Genomic DNA, 15,249 nt, shown 5'->3' on the forward strand with positions numbered 1-15,249 from the left:
ATGTCATCGTCTTCCTTGCTTTACAGCATGTTGATGATGGACGTGCTCTCGCGCACGTCCGCGAAATTGAGGCGCAGGTTGAGCAGCGCTGCGTTGTGCTCCTCATCCGTCACCGCGGCCATCGCGTCCAGCGCGGCAATGACCTTGTAGCCGCGCATATAGGCATCGCGCGCGGTACTTTCACAGCAAACATTGGTCAGCGTTCCGGCGATGACCAGCATCTCGATGCCCCGCTCGCGCAGCTGCGCCTCAAGCTGGCCAGCCGGGCAGGCGAAAGCGCTATAGCGATATTTGTCGAGCACCACATCGCCCGTCTCCACCGCCATAGCCGGATGCAGGCCATGCGCCGGGTGCCCGGGCGTCAGGGCCTCCATGGCGGCCTGCACATGAGGATCGGCCCGATCATATTGCCAGGGCGCCATGGCGAGCGGGGGATCGTCCGAGACACTCTGCCGGGTCCAGAGGATCGGGCAGCCGGCGGCCCGCATCGCTATGGCGAGCTGGTTGACCGCCGGGATGATGTCCATCCCGTACGGATTGCCGAACACCGCGCCTGGCGCCAGGAACGCCGTCTGCATGTCGATCACGACCAACGCAGTCCTCCCCGGCACGATCGCCGAAAAGCTGTTCAGATAGCGCCCGCGCTCGATGGCCCATGCCGGCAGGCGGCTGTCATGCATCGGCGCTTGCCATCTCCTCGGCCGGGTAGGCGATGGAGAGGGAATAGTCCTTCCAACGCTCCATCTCTGCGCGCAGCAGATCGGTCTGCCCTTCGGCATAATGCAGCGCATCCTCACCCAACAACAGGTGCATGGGCGGTTGTGGGGCGTCCAGCGCGGCGAGGATTGCGGCAGCGGCGCGGATCGGATCGCCCTTCTCCTTGCCGACGCCTTCCTTGAGCGACTGGCGGGCGAAATGGGCCGAGCCTTCATAGTCGGCGATCATCCGGTCAGCGAGACGCAGCGATCCGCCCGCGAAATTGGTTCGCAGGCCACCCGGGGCGACATTGGTGACCTTGATGCCGAGCGGCGCGACCTCCTGCGCCAGCGTCTGCCCGATGCACTCCAGCGCATATTTGCTCGCCCCGTAGATGGACGTACCCGCCCAGGGCGCCAGGCCACTGACGGAGGTGATGTTGACGATATGCCCCGCCTTCCGTGCGCGCATCGCCGGCAGCACCGACTGGATCATCGCAATCGCACCGAAGAGGTTGATGTCGAACAGCGCGCGCGCGTCATCCAGCGTGATTTCCTCGACGGCACCGATCAGCCCGTATCCGGCATTGTTCACCAGCCGGTCGACACTGCCCATGGTCTCCTCTGCGAGCGCCACGAGCGCGGCCGGCGCGGCCGGGTCGCCGAAATCGAGGCCGTGCGCAAAGGAGCGCCCCGGCGCCAGCGCCGCGAAACGGGCGCACGCCTCGACACTGCGCGACGTGCCGAAAACCTGGTCGCCCCGGTCGAGCGCGGCCTGGGCCAGCGCTTCGCCGAGACCGCCGCCAATACCTGTGATCAGCCAGTTCACCATGCGTCATCTACCTTGTTGAGAGTTGCTGCGCCCTGTGTACGCCCGTGGCGGCGCAGCGCTTTGCAAGGCAGACCGCAATTGTTGTCAGGGAGCGCACGCCGGCGCGCGGCGCATTGTGACGCGGCGCCGATCATGGTTGGGAGCGAGGCAGTTCAGAAGGAGGCCGGCATGGCGGTGGTGGTAGCAGGATCGATCAATGTGGACCTGATCCAGTCCGTGGATGCCCTCCCCCGGCCCGGCGAAACGGTGCTTGCCTTGCAGTCCGAGCGCCTGCCCGGCGGCAAGGGCGCGAATCAGGCCGTCGCCGCAGCGCGCGCAGGGGCGCAGACGCGCATGATCGGTGCGGTCGGCGAAGACGAATCCGGCGTCTGGATGACTGAGCAGCTCTCCGCCGCTGGAGTCGACACCCTCGCAGTGGTCGCCGTCGAAGGAGCGGCGACCGGCACAGCCTACATCACCGTCGACACGTCCGGCGAGAATCAGATCATCGTGGCGTCCGGCGCCAACGCCGCCTTGGCGCCCGCCATGGTCGATACCGTGGCAGACGCCGATATCCGCGTGGCTCAGCTGGAAGTACCAGTCGAAGCCGTCGCGGCGTTCTTCGCAGCCTCACCGGGAAAGCAGGCGGTGCGGGTCCTCAATGCGGCCCCTGCGGTTCTGGAAGCCAAACGCCTGTTCGCCTCGACGGACGTGCTGATCGTCAACCAGCATGAGCTGGCCGTCTATCTCGGCCAGCATGAAGAGCGAGCGACGCCGCAAGCCGCGCTGGCCGCGCGAACGTTGATCAGCCGGGACGATCAGCTCGTCATCGTCACGCTCGGCGCATCCGGCGCGGTGGCGGTGAGAGCGGGCAGCGCTGTGCATGTTCCGGCCTTCCCGGTCGTGCCGCGCGACGCCGTGGGCGCTGGCGACTGCTTTGTCGGCGCGCTGTGCGCCATGCTCGATCGCGCCGGCGACGCTCGACCAACGGACGAGGCTCTGCTGATCTTCGCCAATGCCGCGGCCGCCCTGTGCACGCAAAAGCCCGGCGCCGTGCCCGCCATGCCACTGCGGAGCGACGTGGAAGCCTTCATCGCCGCCCATCCGAACGAGGGCCGACCAATATAATATGCGCGAATGATCAAGAACGGATCGGTCGGCGCGATAAGGTGGGCGTGCCAATAAGGTCACGGGATTGAGATTATGAGCGAGATTACGCCGACGCCCTTCGGGTTGCCCTCCGACACAGGAGGAAAGGATTTGGGCGTGTTCCTTCCCATCGCCAACGGCGGATGGATCCTCTCGAAAAACAAGCCGCACATCGATGCGTCCTACAGCTACTGCCGCGATGCGGCGGTGCTGACGGAAAAGCACGGGCTGGATTTCGCGATGGCGATGGCCAAGTATCGCGGCTTCGGCGGCGAGACCGAGCATTGGGACTATCAGCTCGATTCCTACCTCACCATTGCCGGCGTGGCGGAAGCGACCAGCCGCGTGAAGGTGTGGGGCACCGTGCACACGCTGCTGCAAAATCCGGGCGTCGTCGCCAAGATGGTTGCCACGCTTGATCAGATCAGCGGTGGACGAGCCGGCCTCAACATCGTCACCGGCTCCTACAAGGATGAGTTCGCGCAGATGGGCGCGTGGCGCGACGATGTGAACCATGATGAGCGCTACGACCTCGCTTACGAATGGATCCAGGCGATCAAGGCGCTGTGGACCGGCGAAACCGTCACGAAAGAAGGCAAATATTTCTCGCTGGAGGATTGCCGCTCGCTGCCGACGCCCTCCACCCGCCCCTTCCTCGTCTGCGCCGGCACCTCCGGCAAGGGCATGCGCTTTTCGGCTGACGAGGTGGATGCGATCTTCCTTTCCGGCGGGACACCGGAAGAACTCAAGACCGCCAGCGAGAAGGCCAAGGCTGTCGCTGCCGACATCGGCAAGCCGATCCGCACCTATTCGATGATGACGCCCGTATTCGGCGAGACCGATGCGGAAGCGGAAGCCTTTGCGCAATCGATCCGCGACGGCTTCGACGAAGGCGCGTTGCACGGCATGATGCGCGCTTATGGCTTCCTCGACAGCGAGATCGGCAAGGAAAACGACTTCACCCGCAAGAGCCGGGCCGGCTTCATGACCCCCCATGTCATCGGCACGCCCGAGACGGTGGTCGAGAAGCTCACCGAACTGTTCGAGGTTTCCGGCACGGACGGGCTGATGCTGATCTTCCCGGATTACATGAAGGACATCCCGATCTTCGGCGAGCGTGTCCTCCCGGTGCTGCGCGAGCGCTTCCCCGGCAAGGTTCCGGTCCATGCCTGACGCGGCGCTCGTGGACATTCCCCACGTCGCCGCCAGCGATCTGGCGGGGATGATCGCGCCCGAGCGCACCGCGCTCGTGCTGGTGGATATCCAGAACGACTGGGCCGCCCCCGAGGGCCTGCTCGGGCAGCATGGGGTGGATCTCTCCGCACCCCATGCTGCCATCGACAAGGCCGAGGAGCTGGTCGCCGCGGCGCGTGCCGCTGGCGTCACGCTCGCCTTCGTGCGGGTGGTGACGACGCCCGAAACCGATTCCGAGGCGCTCAAGACCTTCTACACGCGTCGCGGCGAACCCGGCGGACAGGTCATCTGTCGCAAGGGCTATGGTGCTGACTATTATCGGCTCTTGCCCGAGCCGGGCGATATCGAGGTCGAGAAGGTTCTCTACGATTGCTTCCACGGCACCGACTTTGAAGCCCAGCTCAACGAGCGCGGCATCGACACGTTGCTGATTACGGGACTGAGCACCGACTGCTGCGTTGACGCCGCGGCCCGCTCGGCCTTCCACCGCAATTTCAATGTATTCGTCGTGTCGGACGCCACTGCCGCCTATGAGCCTGGCCTGCATGAAGCGACGCTCAAGGTGCTCAGCAAGAACTGCGCCCTCATGGTCACCACGCAAGCCGCCAAAACGGCCTGGGCGCAATGACCGCGCAGCCGGCGATCGCCCTCGACGCCGCGAACGGCCCTCTCAGCGAAGCGCCCGCACTGAACAAAAGCAGGACCGGCGTGCTGATCGCCGCCACGGCAGGCAATGCGCTCGGCAAGACCGCAACGGTTCATGCGGTTTTCGGCACCTTCCTCGTGCCCCTCTCTCAGGAATTCGGCTGGGCGCGGTCCAGCATTTCGATGGTGCTGGCGATCCTCGCCGTCGTGAGCGCCTGCATCTATCCGCTCGCCGGTCGCTATGCCGATCGGCATGGCACCCGCAACATGGTGCTGTTGGGCAATGTGCTGTTCGCCGCTTCGGTCGCCTGCCTTGCGCTCACGAACGGCAACCTCATGCTGTTCTACCTCAACTTTCTGGCGATCAGCCTGTTCGGCTCGCTGCCCGCTACCTCTGTCTTCTCGCGCCTGGTGGCGGAATGGTTCGACACCAATCGGGGCACCGCGCTTGGCGTGAGCGCGGGGCTCGGCAACGGCATTGGTTCGGTCTGCGTGCCGATCATGACCGCGCTGATCGTCTCCACAGCCGGCTGGCGCGCGGGCTATCTGGGGATTGGCGCACTGATCCTTTGCGTCGGCTTTCCGATCTTTTTCTTCCTGCTGCGCGATGCACCGCGCCCGGCAGCGCCGAGCAACCCATCGGAGACAGCCTCCCCCATCGTGGATGGCATGACCTTGCGTCAGGCGATCAGCACCGCACCATTCTGGTTGATGCTCATCGCCATCGCGGCCGGTGGCGGCACCATGATCGCGGTGCTGAGCCATGTCGTGCCCATTCTGGCGGATCGCGGCTATGGCCTTGGCACCGGCACCGCCATCGTCAGCATCTTCGCGCTCACTGGCTCGCTCTGGCAGATCTTCACCGGGCGCGTGCTCGACAAGAGCCGTGGCCCGCGCGTGGTCGTGCCGATGTATGCGCTGGCCATTCTCGGCCTGCTGCTGCTCGAATTTTCGCCCTTCGGCGCCCTTCTGCCCGTTGCCGGCCTGTGCCTTGGCATTGCGCTCGGCGCCCAGTTCGGCGCGCTGCCTTACTTCATCGCCCAATATTTCGGGCTGCGCAGCTTTGGCGTCATCATCGGCGTCATGTATTCGGCTGTCATCGGCGCGCAGGGCATCACGCCGGTGCTGATGGACCTGAGCTACGACATGATCGGCCATTACCGCGCTGCGGTGGTCGTCGCCGTCGGCGTGATGGCCATTGGCAGCCTGCTGCTTTTTCTGCTTCCGCCCTACGCCGCCAGCACCGGATCGTCTGCTCCCGCCGAATGAGACGGGACGGCGGCTCGCCAAGCGAGAGGACGCCCCACGTCAAGACACCGGCACACCCAAACCGGCATCTTCCAGGCACTTACTCCAGATAGGCGAGTCGCTGCATGACCTATGAAGGACGGAAAAAATACCTGGCGCTGACGGCGTTCTGCCTGCTGTTTTTCATGCTGAACGCCTTCACCTTCAACGGGCTTGGCGTCGTGCTCCCCTATATGGTCGAGGAGATGGGCTGGCCCTGGGCCGTCGCCGGCCTTGGCTTCACCTTCCTGGGCGTGGCCTGCGGCTTGTCCAGCCTTGCACCCGCTATCTCGATCCGGCGCCTCGGCGTTTCCCGCACGATGATGATCGGCGGCGCGCTTCTCCTCATCGGCTTCACCTGCCTGGCCGTCACCAAAACGGCGATGGTCTATTTCATCGGCACGGCGTTCGCTGGCGTCGGCTTCTCCATGTGCGGGACCACGGGCGGCGTGAACGTCATTTCCCACTCCTTCGAGAAGCGCTCGACCGCCATGGGCGTGTACTTCACCGCCGGCGGCATGGGCGCCGTTGTCGGGCCGCTGATCGCGTTTTCCACGCAGGCGATCACCGGCGAGTGGCGCCATTACTGGTGGACCGCCGCCATTGCTGCCGTGCTGCTCTCGATGTTCGCTGCCCTCGTTACCAGCGACCGGCCCGGTGATGCCGAGGTTGCGCCCAAGCCCCGGAAAGCCATGGCCACGGACGGCTGGACGGCACGGGCCGCGATGCGCACCGCGCAATATTACATCGTGGTCGGCGTCTACACCTCATTCCTGCTGATCAACACCACCGTCCACGGCTTTGCGGTAAAGCATCTGACCGAGACCGGCCTGACCATGGGCGCGGCCGCCACCGTGATGAGCGGCATTGCCCTCGTCAGCGCCGCCGGATCGATGATCGCCGGCATGGCGGGCGAAAAGATCGGCGCGCGCGAACTCACCTTGCTCTCCATCACCTCCACCTCGCTTGGTGTGCTGGCGCTGATGATCGGCGGCAATCTGTTCGTCGTCTCGCTGGCGGTGATCGGCCTGGGTGTCGGCTTCGGCTTCAGCTATGTCAGCACTGCGATGCTGATGCTCAACCTGTTCGGCAAGCGCGCCAATCTGGAGCTCTATTCCACGATGAGCCTGATCTCCACCGCTGCCGCCATCGGTCCGGCGCTGGGCGGCGTCATTCGCGACGAAACGGGCGGGTTCTCGCTTGTCTTCCTCGGCTGCGCCCTGCTCGGCTTCATCTTCGTCGGAGCCCTGCTCTTGCTCCGCACCCCGGAGCTCCCCCAACAGGATACAGCGGAGGATGCCGAGCCCGCCTTGGCAGCATGACATGACCCACGCCCAGCCCAAACCCGCTCCGATGTTCGCCAACCCGGCCACGGCCCCCTATCAGGTGACCGAAGCCGAGAAGGACGCGCTCGCCGCCGCCATCGATTCCGATGAGCTGGTCGCGCTCGCCCTTGAACTCGGCAACATTCCGAGCCGCTCGCGTGAGGAAGCGGCCGCCGCGCAATATGTCTATGACTGGATGGATCGCGAAGGCTTCCAGCCCCGCCGCGCCGGCGCCACACCTGAGCGACCCAACATCATCGGCGAATATGGCGGCTTGGGTACGGGCGCCAACCTGCTCTTCACCGCCCATCTCGATACGGAAAGCCCGAGCGGCGACCTCTCGCAGGACAAGTTCCGCTATCGCGAAACGACGATGCGCGACCCGGAATGGACCCAGTGCTGGCTCGATGAGGATGGGCGCCTGCGCGGCTTCCCCATCTCCAACGATCGCGGGCCGATGGCCTGTTTCCTGATGGCAGCCAAGGCGCTCAAGAAAGCAGGCATCGGCCTGGCCGGCAAGACCTGGCTTACCGCCTGCCCCGGCGAGATCGGCCCCGAGCCGATCGAGGAATTCTCCGGCATCGACTATCTCGGCAAGGATATCGGTGCGCATTATCTGTTCCACCATGGCGGCGTCGCGCCCGATTATGCCATTGCCGCCGAAGGCACGGATTTCGGCCTGACCTGGCAGGGCTGCGGCTATGCCCTCTTCCGCGTGCGCATCTTCGGCACCGGCATGTTCACGCCGATCCTGGAAACGCCCGAGATCGTCGCCCAGCACCTCAATCCCATCTATAAGCTCGGCCCGGTGATCGACGCGCTGCACCAGTGGGGCCGGCAGTGGGAAGCCCAGGGCGTGTTCGAGACGGCTGGCGGCCTCTCCCTCCCCAAGACGCAGATCGCGTCCGTGCGTGCTGGCGCGCCGACCGACTATGGCGCCGGCACCGAGGTGTGCGCCGTCTATGTGGAAGTGTGCCTCGCACCCGGGCAAAAGTCCGCGCAGGCTTATCATCAGATCGTCGCGGCCATGCGCACACTTGATCTCGACAGCTTCGATGTCGAGCCAATGGTCGTCCGCCACGGTTTCGTTGCCGACGCGGACGAAGTCGCGCCACTCGCCGGCGCGGTGGATGCCGCTACGCGCCTCGTTCGGCAGGCGCCAGTGGAGCGCGCGCATCCGGTCTATTCCAGTATGTGGCGCGACCATAATGTGTTCAACATGCAGGGCATTCCCGCCATCACCACTGGCATGCCACGCTGGCGCCCGACGCCCGAGGATCTGCACTCCAGCGCCCTCATCTACGCGCTGACCATGTTGGCGGTGTGCGGACGCTCCGAGCATGCACCGAATTCTGCCGCGATTTCATCTGTTTACGGGGGCAGGGATGACCCATTCTGAAACAGCCGCCGCGTGATGGATTGACCGGGCTCTCTCAGGCGCGCATCTTGGCGGGCATAAAGACCCGGGAGAGGCGCACCAAAACATAGAGAACCGCCGTTGCGCTCGACTACAAATGCCTACCCCAAGGAGCAGCGACTCAGCGCATGGAGCTTTGCGCTCAAGCGCGTTTCGATCACGCTGGAAGCGGCCGACGAGGCCACGCTCTACGGCGAGCTCATCCAGTTCACCAGCAGCAACGGCATCGTGTTCGTCCGCCTGCTGGCCACCGCTCAGGAATATACTGTTGATTTTCGCGATGAGCCGGGCTGCTTCTGGCTGGCTGTAACGCTCGATGCGCCAAGCGCCGCGCGCAATGCCACCACCAGCTTCACCCTCGATGATGGTCATATGGTCTGCGCGCGCAGCGAAATGCCGATGTCGCTGCAGTTCACCGGCGATCACCGGGTGCTGTTGCTCAAGATTCCGCCGCGCGCGCTCGATCAGCGCCTCAAGGCCCTGCTGCCCGAAAAGCCCCGGCACCTCTCCGCCGACAGCGGCCCTGCCCGCCTGCTCTCGACCGTGCTGCGCTCGCTGGCGGACATGGGCAATGACGTGACGGACGAGGAACTGCGCCCGGTCGAACTGGCCCTCCCCGAGTTTCTGCTGGCCAGCCTGCTCAACGACGCGCCCGCCCGCGCGCTCGGTGGCGCAGCGGGCATGCGCGCCGCGCTGCTGGAGCGGATCTTCCAGACCATCGAGATGCGCCTCTCGGACCCCAATCTGAATTACCAGCAGGTTGCGGCCGAACATGGCATTTCACCGCGCTATTTGCAGAAGCTGTTCGAATCCATCGACGACAGCTTTGGCCATTATGTAAAGGTGCGGCGGCTGGAGCGCTGCCGGCTCGACCTGCGCAGCCCGCTTCATGTTCAGAAATCGATCTCGGACATCCTGTTCCAATGGGGTTTCAACGATTCCGCCTCGTTCAGCCGCGCCTTCCGCGAGCAATATGGCATTTCCCCGCGCGACTATCGCAAGATGCCGGCCGTGGACGAGGCCGATCATGGCCCCGACACGCTGCGGCGCGGCCGTTCGACCGCCAAGCGGGCGGTCAGCGACGAAGCCGCCGTCGCGCCGGTCGAGGAGTTGGAGATCGGCGAGGCGGACGCAGACGGCGTCGAGGCCAATGTCATCCCGGCGATTGGCGATGAAGGCACGGTGCGGCATCATCATCTGCCGGTCAGCCCGCGCACGGTCCATTGGGGCTATTTCAGCTCGGCGATCAAACCGGCGCTGATGGTGCGCTCAGGCGACTTCGTGACGGTGGAGACACTGACCCACCACGCCAATGACGATCCCGAGCGCATGGTCGAGGGCGATCATGGCGCGGAGAGCGTCTATCGCTGGGACGAGACAGGCCGGGCTATCGAGCGGCGCGGTGCTGGCCCGATGAGCGCCAGCGAGTTCGGGCGCGGCCCCGGCGAGGGCTTTGGCGTGCACATCTGCACCGGGCCGATCGCCATTCAGGGCGCGGAGCCGGGCGACATCATCGAAGTACGCATCCTCAGCCTGGAGCCGCGTCGGAGCGGCAATCCGCGCTTTCAGGGCAAGTCCTTCGGCAGCAATGCCGCAACCTTCTGGGGCTTCCACTATAACGATCTGCTCACCGAGCCTAAGAACCGCGAAGTGATCACCATCTACGAGGTTGAATCCGGCGGCGAACGGCGACCGACCGCGCATGCGGTCTACTCCTATCACTGGACACCGCAGACCGACCCCTCGGGCACCGTCCACGAGCGTTATGATTATCCGGGCGTGCCGGTCGATCCCGAGACGATCGAGCGCAATTACGACATCCTCCAGAATGTCGAAATCCCGATCCGCCCGCATTTCGGCGTCATCGCGCTGGCGCCGGCCCATGCCGAGCCGGTCGATACCATTCCGCCCAGCGCCTTTGGCGGCAATATGGACAATTGGCGGACCGGCCCCGGATCGAGCGTGTTCCTGCCCGTGCAGGTCTCGGGCGGACTGCTTTCGCTCGGCGACCCACATGCCTCGCAGGGCGATTCCGAACTATGCGGCACCGCCATCGAATGCTCGATGACCGCGCTCATTCAGGTGATCCGCCACCCCGCCGGCGAGCTGACCGGCAAGCTGCGCGACCTCGATTATCCTATGATCGAGACCGAGACCGAATGGGTCATCATGGGCTTCAGCCACCCGGATTATCTGAAGGAACTGGGCGAGGACGCGCAGAGCGAAGTCTACAAGCGCGCGTCCATCGATGCCGCCATGCGCGACGCGTTCCGCAAGGCGCGGCGGTTCCTGATGACCACCAAGGATCTCTCGGAAGACGAAACCATCTCGCTTCTGTCGGTCGGGGTGGATTTCGGCATCTCGCAGGTGGCCAACGGCAATTGGGGCGTCCACGCGATCATTCGCAAAGAACTGTTCACCGCCTGATCGCTGGCTCCTGCTCGGCAAGCACGGCCTGCGCTGCCTGATCGACGAGGCCCCGCAATCTGATCGTGCGATCCACGAAGGCCGGGCCGACCAGCACATTGGTCATGACGATGGCGACCAGATTTCGGCCGGGATGGACGAAGAAATAGCTGTTGGCAGAGCCCGACCAGCCGCCGGCGCCGGCCGGCATCCCGCCGCGCTGCTCGCTGACCGCATCGCCGAGGCCCAGGCCATAGCCGAACAGGACATTCTCGTGCGGCTGCCCGCCAGTCTCCAGCCGGGGCTGGAACATCTGGTCCACTGTCTCGGGCCGCAGCAGGCGCTTGCCCTGCCAAGTCCCCCGATTGGCGAGCATCTGCGCGAAGTTCAGATAATCATGCAGTGTGCCGGCCAGCGCCCCGCCGCCGTCGAACGGCCGGGCGGGGTCGCGATATTCGGACGTCGCCGCCGGCTCGATAGCCTGCAGGCCGCCGTCCACCGCCGCATAATTGGTGACGAGCCGTGTGGCGCGCGCATCGTCCATCACGAAGCGCGTGTCCGTCATCTCGAGCGGATCGAAAATGCGGGCTTGCAAGAACGCATCGAGGCCCTGCCCCGTGACCCGCTCGATCAGCGCGCCCAGAATGCCGGTGGAATTGCCATAAGAGAAGCGCGCGCCGGGCTGATGCAGCAGCGGGGCCTTGGCGAGGCGCGCGATCAGCTCGTCCATCGTTCTCGCTGGCGGCGCATCATCAGCATTCTGCCCGACCCCGCCAGCGCGCATCACCCCATGGCGGCGATAATATTGCTGCACCGGGCCGTTGCCGGTGAAATTGTAAGTTACCCCGCTGCTATGGGTCAGCAGATCGCCGACGGTCACCGGGCGGTTCAGCGGCTCGGTCACCATCGCATCGAGGCTGCCGCTCTTGTAGACCCGCAGATTTGCGAATTCCGGCATGTAGCGGCTGAGCGGCGCATCGATGGCGATCTTGCCTTCTTCCACCAGCATCATCACCGCGACGCTCGTGATCGGCTTGGTCATCGAATAGAGCCGGAAGATCGCATCGACGGGCAGTGCGCGGTCGGCTTCGAGGTCCAGCTTACCGATCGAAACGCGAAGCCGCTCCCGGCCGTCCTTGACGATCACGGCCTGCGCATTGGGCAGCTCTCGCGCCTCGACCATGGCTTGCAGCCCCGCACGCAGGGCGGCCAGTGCATCGGTCGGCACGACGGCCTCTGCTGTAGCACCGGCGTTGGCCACGAGCGGCGTGGCCGTCAGCCAGAGACAGGCCAGCGCGCCAGCCGCCAGTCGGGCGGCGGCCCGCATCAGTACGGCCGGTCGCCTGCGATCGTCACCCGATAGCCCGAGCGCGTTTCCGGGAAATAATCCCAGGTCGCAAAATGCTGCGTGCAGCGATTGTCCCAGAAGGCGACCGAATGCGGCTGCCAGCGGAAGCGGACCTGGAAATTCGGGTTCTTCACATGCTCGGTGAGGAAGCGCAGCACCGCATCGCCTTCCTCCGCCGAGAGGCCGTTGATCTTGATCGTCTTCGACTTGCTGATGAACAGGCATTTGCGCTTGGTCACCGGGTGGGTGCGGACGACAGGGTGCGTGTTGCGCGGGTAAACCTTGTCCACATCCGGGAACAGCTCGCGATAGATGTGGTTGGAATCATGGACCGCCGTGAGCGGTTCCAGAAAGGCCTGCATGGCCGGCGACAGCGCGTCGTAGGCGGCATACATGCTCGACCACAGCGTATCGCCGCCCGTGGGGGGCACGGTGTGCATGTACAGAATGCTGCCCATCGGCGGTTCGGCATCTTCGCTCAGGTCCGAATGCCAGTCCTCGCCGGCGATGAACTTGCTGTTCGCATCCGCATGGATCGCTACGATTTCGGGATGCTCGGCAAGGCCGGACACACCGCTGTGCAGCGCCAGCTCGCCGAAATAGCGGCCGAGGCGCTTGTGATTGTCATGCTCCAGATTCTGGTCGCGGAAGAACAGCACCTGATGTTCCATCAGCGCATCATGCAGCTCGCTGACGACCTTGTTGCCGAGCGGGGCGTTCAGATCGACCCCGAACACTTCGGCACCGATCCGCCGGGTGACGGGGCGGATATCAAGAACATCATATGACATGGCGAACAACCTCGACTGGAACGTAACCCTTGGCATGTGGGCTGCGCGATCATGCGCCAGCGGCGCACACACGTCTTGTCAGCCCGCGAAAGCTCGATTGTCCGGCAGCGCCTGCCGCGCATTGGCGCGGGTCTGGCGGGGCGCCTCCTCGAAGCGCTCGCGATAGGCCCGGCTGAAATGCGCCGACTGGTTGAAACCCCAGCGGAAGGCGATCTCGGAAATGCTCAATTGCGCATGAAGCGGATTGACGAGATCGGCCCGCGCGCGCTCAAGGCGGCGCCCCTTCACATAGCCGGTCACCGTCTGCCCTGAGCGCGCAAAGAGCTGCTGGATATAGCGCACAGATACGCCCTCGCTGCGCGCAACGGACTGCACCGAGAGGTCCGCGTCGGTCAGATTGGTTTCGATCGTGCGGCAGATCCGCTCGAACTGCCGAGCGCGGTGCGCGGCGGCACCACCCTTGGCCTCCACGCCGCCGGCATGGGCGATCACTGGCACGAGCAATTCGATGAGCGCCGTCTCAAGCGGCGCGAATTCGCGCGCCCGGCCTTCCGAGAGCGAGTCGGCGGCGCTGCGCAGCAGCGCCAGCAGCGCATGGGCCACCAGACTGTCCGGCTGAATAACGCCGATGCGGCGCGCCAGCGGTGCCAGCATCCGCGCATTGATGGCAACGCTGGGGATGCGCACGAAGAACTGGCGAAACTGCGTCTTGAACCGCAACGCAGCATCCACGCCCGTCGCGCCGTAGATGAGGCAGTCGCCGGTGAGCGGCATCACGCCTTCATGCGTCTCCAGCGAGGCTTCGCCATCGATGAGCAGACCCAGCCACAGGCCGGGCGCGGCCCCCGGCGTGCGACCCGCAATGGTGAGAGCGCCGCCCGTCACCACCGCGAATTCGAAGCCCATCGGCGAGGTGATGGCGAGCACCGACCCGCCTGCCTCTGCCGTATTGGGAAACGGCATTTGGAGGCGCTGCATGGCGGCGGCCCAGGCCGGGGCGCGCTCCGCCGCGGGCAGCGACGCGACGTCGAAGGACCAGGCGTCCGGACTGGAGACTGCCTCCCCCGGCCGGGCCGGATCAGCGGGGATCGCGGACACTGCCCTTGTTCGGGAACATGCCACGGTCGATCCGCACATGGATGCCCTGCGTGCCATCGACGACCTGCGTCACACCGAAGTCGGCGCCGACGCTCATCAGCGAATAGGCGTCCGTCCGCGACAGGCCCTGATGCTCGGAGAGCAGCTCGATCATGTCCATGGCGGCATTCTTCATCGCCGCATCGAGATCGTCGCCAAAGCCATGGACGATCCAGTGACTGGGCGTCTCCAGCAGCGGCGAGGGGAACTTGAAATCCTTGCGCAGGATGATCTGGAACAGCACGTCGAGCGAGGCTTCGATGGCCGTGCCGCTGATCTCGCCATCGCCCTGGCTGACATGCGGATCGCCGATGGAGAACAGCCCGCCCTTCACCTGCACCGGATAATACATTCGGGCATTGGCGCCGATCCGCCAGTTATCGATATTGCCGCCATGCAGGCCCGGCGGAATGGTGCTGACCGGCGCATCGACCGCAGGCGCGACGCCGGCGGTGCCGAGATGCGGGCGGGCGGGGATTGTCACGCCGGGCAGCGCCGGTTGCCGGTCGCAATGCGGGCAGTTGGTGATGCGGCCAGGCGTCGTGTAAACCCCCTCGACATCATAGGCGTAAAGCGCGGTGGCAGTGTTGGCGTTCGGGTCCAGCTCGTAGATCGTCACGCGCTCGGTCTCGCCAAACTCCTTGTAGAGATGCCCCCAGTTCGCCTGCAGATTGGAGCCGTAGTTGAAGCGCGGCGTCATCTGGAAATAGCGCACTTCCAGCATGTCGCCGGGCTCTGCGCCCTCGACATAGATCGGCCCGGTCATGATGTGACAGCCCGGTGCGCGCGTGCTGGGATCGACCTCGGTAAAGATGCGCTGGATGTGCTCGTCGAACATCAGCTCGGGATCATCGCCAGCGTGGTGCGTCACCGCCTGCGCCTGGATGAGATCGCCGCTCTTGACGGTCAGCGCCGGTTTCAGCTCTGGTGAGAAGAAGCCCCAGTGCACGGTTTCAGGCGTCGCCCGCAAATAGTGCAGCGCTCCGGGCTGCGTTTCGCTCCGTCGCATTCCATGATTGCAGATCAGCGCCATAATTCCCCTGC

The 15,249-nt window shown here is 65.0% G+C and carries 13 protein-coding genes; 7 read left to right on the top strand and 6 right to left on the bottom strand.

Annotated features, from left to right (window positions below):
• Window positions 1-20: 20 nt before the first annotated feature.
• A complete protein-coding gene (locus tag M2333_RS08320) occupies window positions 21-680 on the bottom strand; it encodes a cysteine hydrolase family protein (protein WP_264574792.1) in 660 nt (219 codons plus the stop codon).
• The gene (locus M2333_RS08325) at window positions 673-1,527 is read right to left on the bottom strand and encodes an oxidoreductase (protein WP_264611446.1); all 855 of its coding nucleotides are present in this window, start codon (window positions 1,525-1,527) and stop codon (window positions 673-675) included. The genes M2333_RS08320 and M2333_RS08325 overlap by 8 nt, the downstream gene beginning before the upstream one ends.
• Window positions 1,528-1,695: 168 nt before the next feature.
• On the opposite strand from M2333_RS08325, the gene M2333_RS08330 reads away from it, so the two are divergent.
• The 7 genes from M2333_RS08330 (at window position 1,696) to M2333_RS08360 (ending at window position 10,950) form a co-directional block, all read left to right on the top strand.
• Window positions 1,696-2,634, top strand: coding sequence for a ribokinase (locus M2333_RS08330; protein ID WP_264611447.1), 939 nt, complete (start codon window positions 1,696-1,698; stop codon window positions 2,632-2,634).
• A gap of 138 nt (window positions 2,635-2,772) precedes the next feature.
• The gene (locus M2333_RS08335; protein WP_264569833.1) at window positions 2,773-3,828 is read left to right on the top strand and encodes an LLM class flavin-dependent oxidoreductase; all 1,056 of its coding nucleotides are present in this window, start codon (window positions 2,773-2,775) and stop codon (window positions 3,826-3,828) included.
• Window positions 3,821-4,477 carry a cysteine hydrolase family protein gene (locus tag M2333_RS08340; RefSeq protein ID WP_264611448.1) on the top strand — a complete coding sequence of 219 codons (657 nt, stop codon included), beginning with the start codon at window positions 3,821-3,823 and terminating at the stop codon, window positions 4,475-4,477. Before M2333_RS08335 ends, M2333_RS08340 begins: the two co-directional genes overlap by 8 nt.
• Entirely contained in the window at window positions 4,474-5,763 is a 1,290-nt protein-coding gene (locus M2333_RS08345) for an MFS transporter (protein ID WP_264611449.1), read from the top strand. The genes M2333_RS08340 and M2333_RS08345 overlap by 4 nt, the downstream gene beginning before the upstream one ends.
• 104 nt (window positions 5,764-5,867) lie before the next feature.
• On the top strand, window positions 5,868-7,103 hold the full coding sequence (locus M2333_RS08350; protein ID WP_264574787.1) for a CynX/NimT family MFS transporter: 1,236 nt from the start codon (window positions 5,868-5,870) through the stop codon (window positions 7,101-7,103).
• A 1-nt stretch (window position 7,104) separates the two neighbouring features.
• The gene (locus tag M2333_RS08355) at window positions 7,105-8,505 is read left to right on the top strand and encodes a peptidase M20 (protein WP_264611450.1); all 1,401 of its coding nucleotides are present in this window, start codon (window positions 7,105-7,107) and stop codon (window positions 8,503-8,505) included.
• A gap of 99 nt (window positions 8,506-8,604) precedes the next feature.
• The gene (locus tag M2333_RS08360; RefSeq protein ID WP_264611451.1) at window positions 8,605-10,950 is read left to right on the top strand and encodes an acetamidase/formamidase family protein; all 2,346 of its coding nucleotides are present in this window, start codon (window positions 8,605-8,607) and stop codon (window positions 10,948-10,950) included.
• Here M2333_RS08360 and M2333_RS08365 read toward each other — a convergent pair.
• From M2333_RS08365 to M2333_RS08380, 4 genes are all read right to left on the bottom strand, one after another.
• Window positions 10,940-12,256, bottom strand: coding sequence for a serine hydrolase domain-containing protein (locus M2333_RS08365; protein ID WP_264611452.1), 1,317 nt, complete (start codon window positions 12,254-12,256; stop codon window positions 10,940-10,942). The genes M2333_RS08360 and M2333_RS08365 overlap by 11 nt on opposite strands.
• Complete coding sequence (locus M2333_RS08370; protein WP_181559148.1) at window positions 12,256-13,068, bottom strand: TauD/TfdA dioxygenase family protein; 813 nt, start codon at window positions 13,066-13,068, stop codon at window positions 12,256-12,258. Before M2333_RS08370 ends, M2333_RS08365 begins: the two co-directional genes overlap by 1 nt.
• 78 nt (window positions 13,069-13,146) lie before the next feature.
• Entirely contained in the window at window positions 13,147-14,166 is a 1,020-nt protein-coding gene (locus tag M2333_RS08375) for a helix-turn-helix domain-containing protein (protein WP_264611453.1), read from the bottom strand.
• Window positions 14,147-15,238 (bottom strand): acetamidase/formamidase family protein, encoded by a 1,092-nt coding sequence (locus M2333_RS08380; protein ID WP_413716484.1) that lies wholly within the window; start codon window positions 15,236-15,238, stop codon window positions 14,147-14,149. Before M2333_RS08380 ends, M2333_RS08375 begins: the two co-directional genes overlap by 20 nt.
• Window positions 15,239-15,249: the final 11 nt, after the last annotated feature.

Origin of the sequence: Sphingobium sp. B11D3B (assembly GCF_025961735.1) — a bacterium.
Taxonomy (GTDB): domain Bacteria; phylum Pseudomonadota; class Alphaproteobacteria; order Sphingomonadales; family Sphingomonadaceae; genus Sphingobium.

Bases quoted from the DNA above. Each gene is read 5' to 3' on its own strand.
- M2333_RS08320 (WP_264574792.1), bottom strand. From the start codon at position 680: ATGCATGACAGCCGCCTGCCGGCATGGGCCATCGAGCGCGGGCGCTAT.
- M2333_RS08325 (WP_264611446.1), bottom strand. From the start codon at position 1,527: ATGGTGAACTGGCTGATCACAGGTATTGGCGGCGGTCTCGGCGAAGCG.
- M2333_RS08330 (WP_264611447.1), top strand. From the start codon at position 1,696: ATGGCGGTGGTGGTAGCAGGATCGATCAATGTGGACCTGATCCAGTCC.
- M2333_RS08340 (WP_264611448.1), top strand. From the start codon at position 3,821: ATGCCTGACGCGGCGCTCGTGGACATTCCCCACGTCGCCGCCAGCGAT.
- M2333_RS08345 (WP_264611449.1), top strand. From the start codon at position 4,474: ATGACCGCGCAGCCGGCGATCGCCCTCGACGCCGCGAACGGCCCTCTC.
- M2333_RS08350 (WP_264574787.1), top strand. From the start codon at position 5,868: ATGACCTATGAAGGACGGAAAAAATACCTGGCGCTGACGGCGTTCTGC.
- M2333_RS08355 (WP_264611450.1), top strand. From the start codon at position 7,105: ATGACCCACGCCCAGCCCAAACCCGCTCCGATGTTCGCCAACCCGGCC.
- M2333_RS08365 (WP_264611452.1), bottom strand. From the start codon at position 12,256: ATGCGGGCCGCCGCCCGACTGGCGGCTGGCGCGCTGGCCTGTCTCTGG.
- M2333_RS08370 (WP_181559148.1), bottom strand. From the start codon at position 13,068: ATGTCATATGATGTTCTTGATATCCGCCCCGTCACCCGGCGGATCGGT.
- M2333_RS08380 (WP_413716484.1), bottom strand. From the start codon at position 15,238: ATGGCGCTGATCTGCAATCATGGAATGCGACGGAGCGAAACGCAGCCC.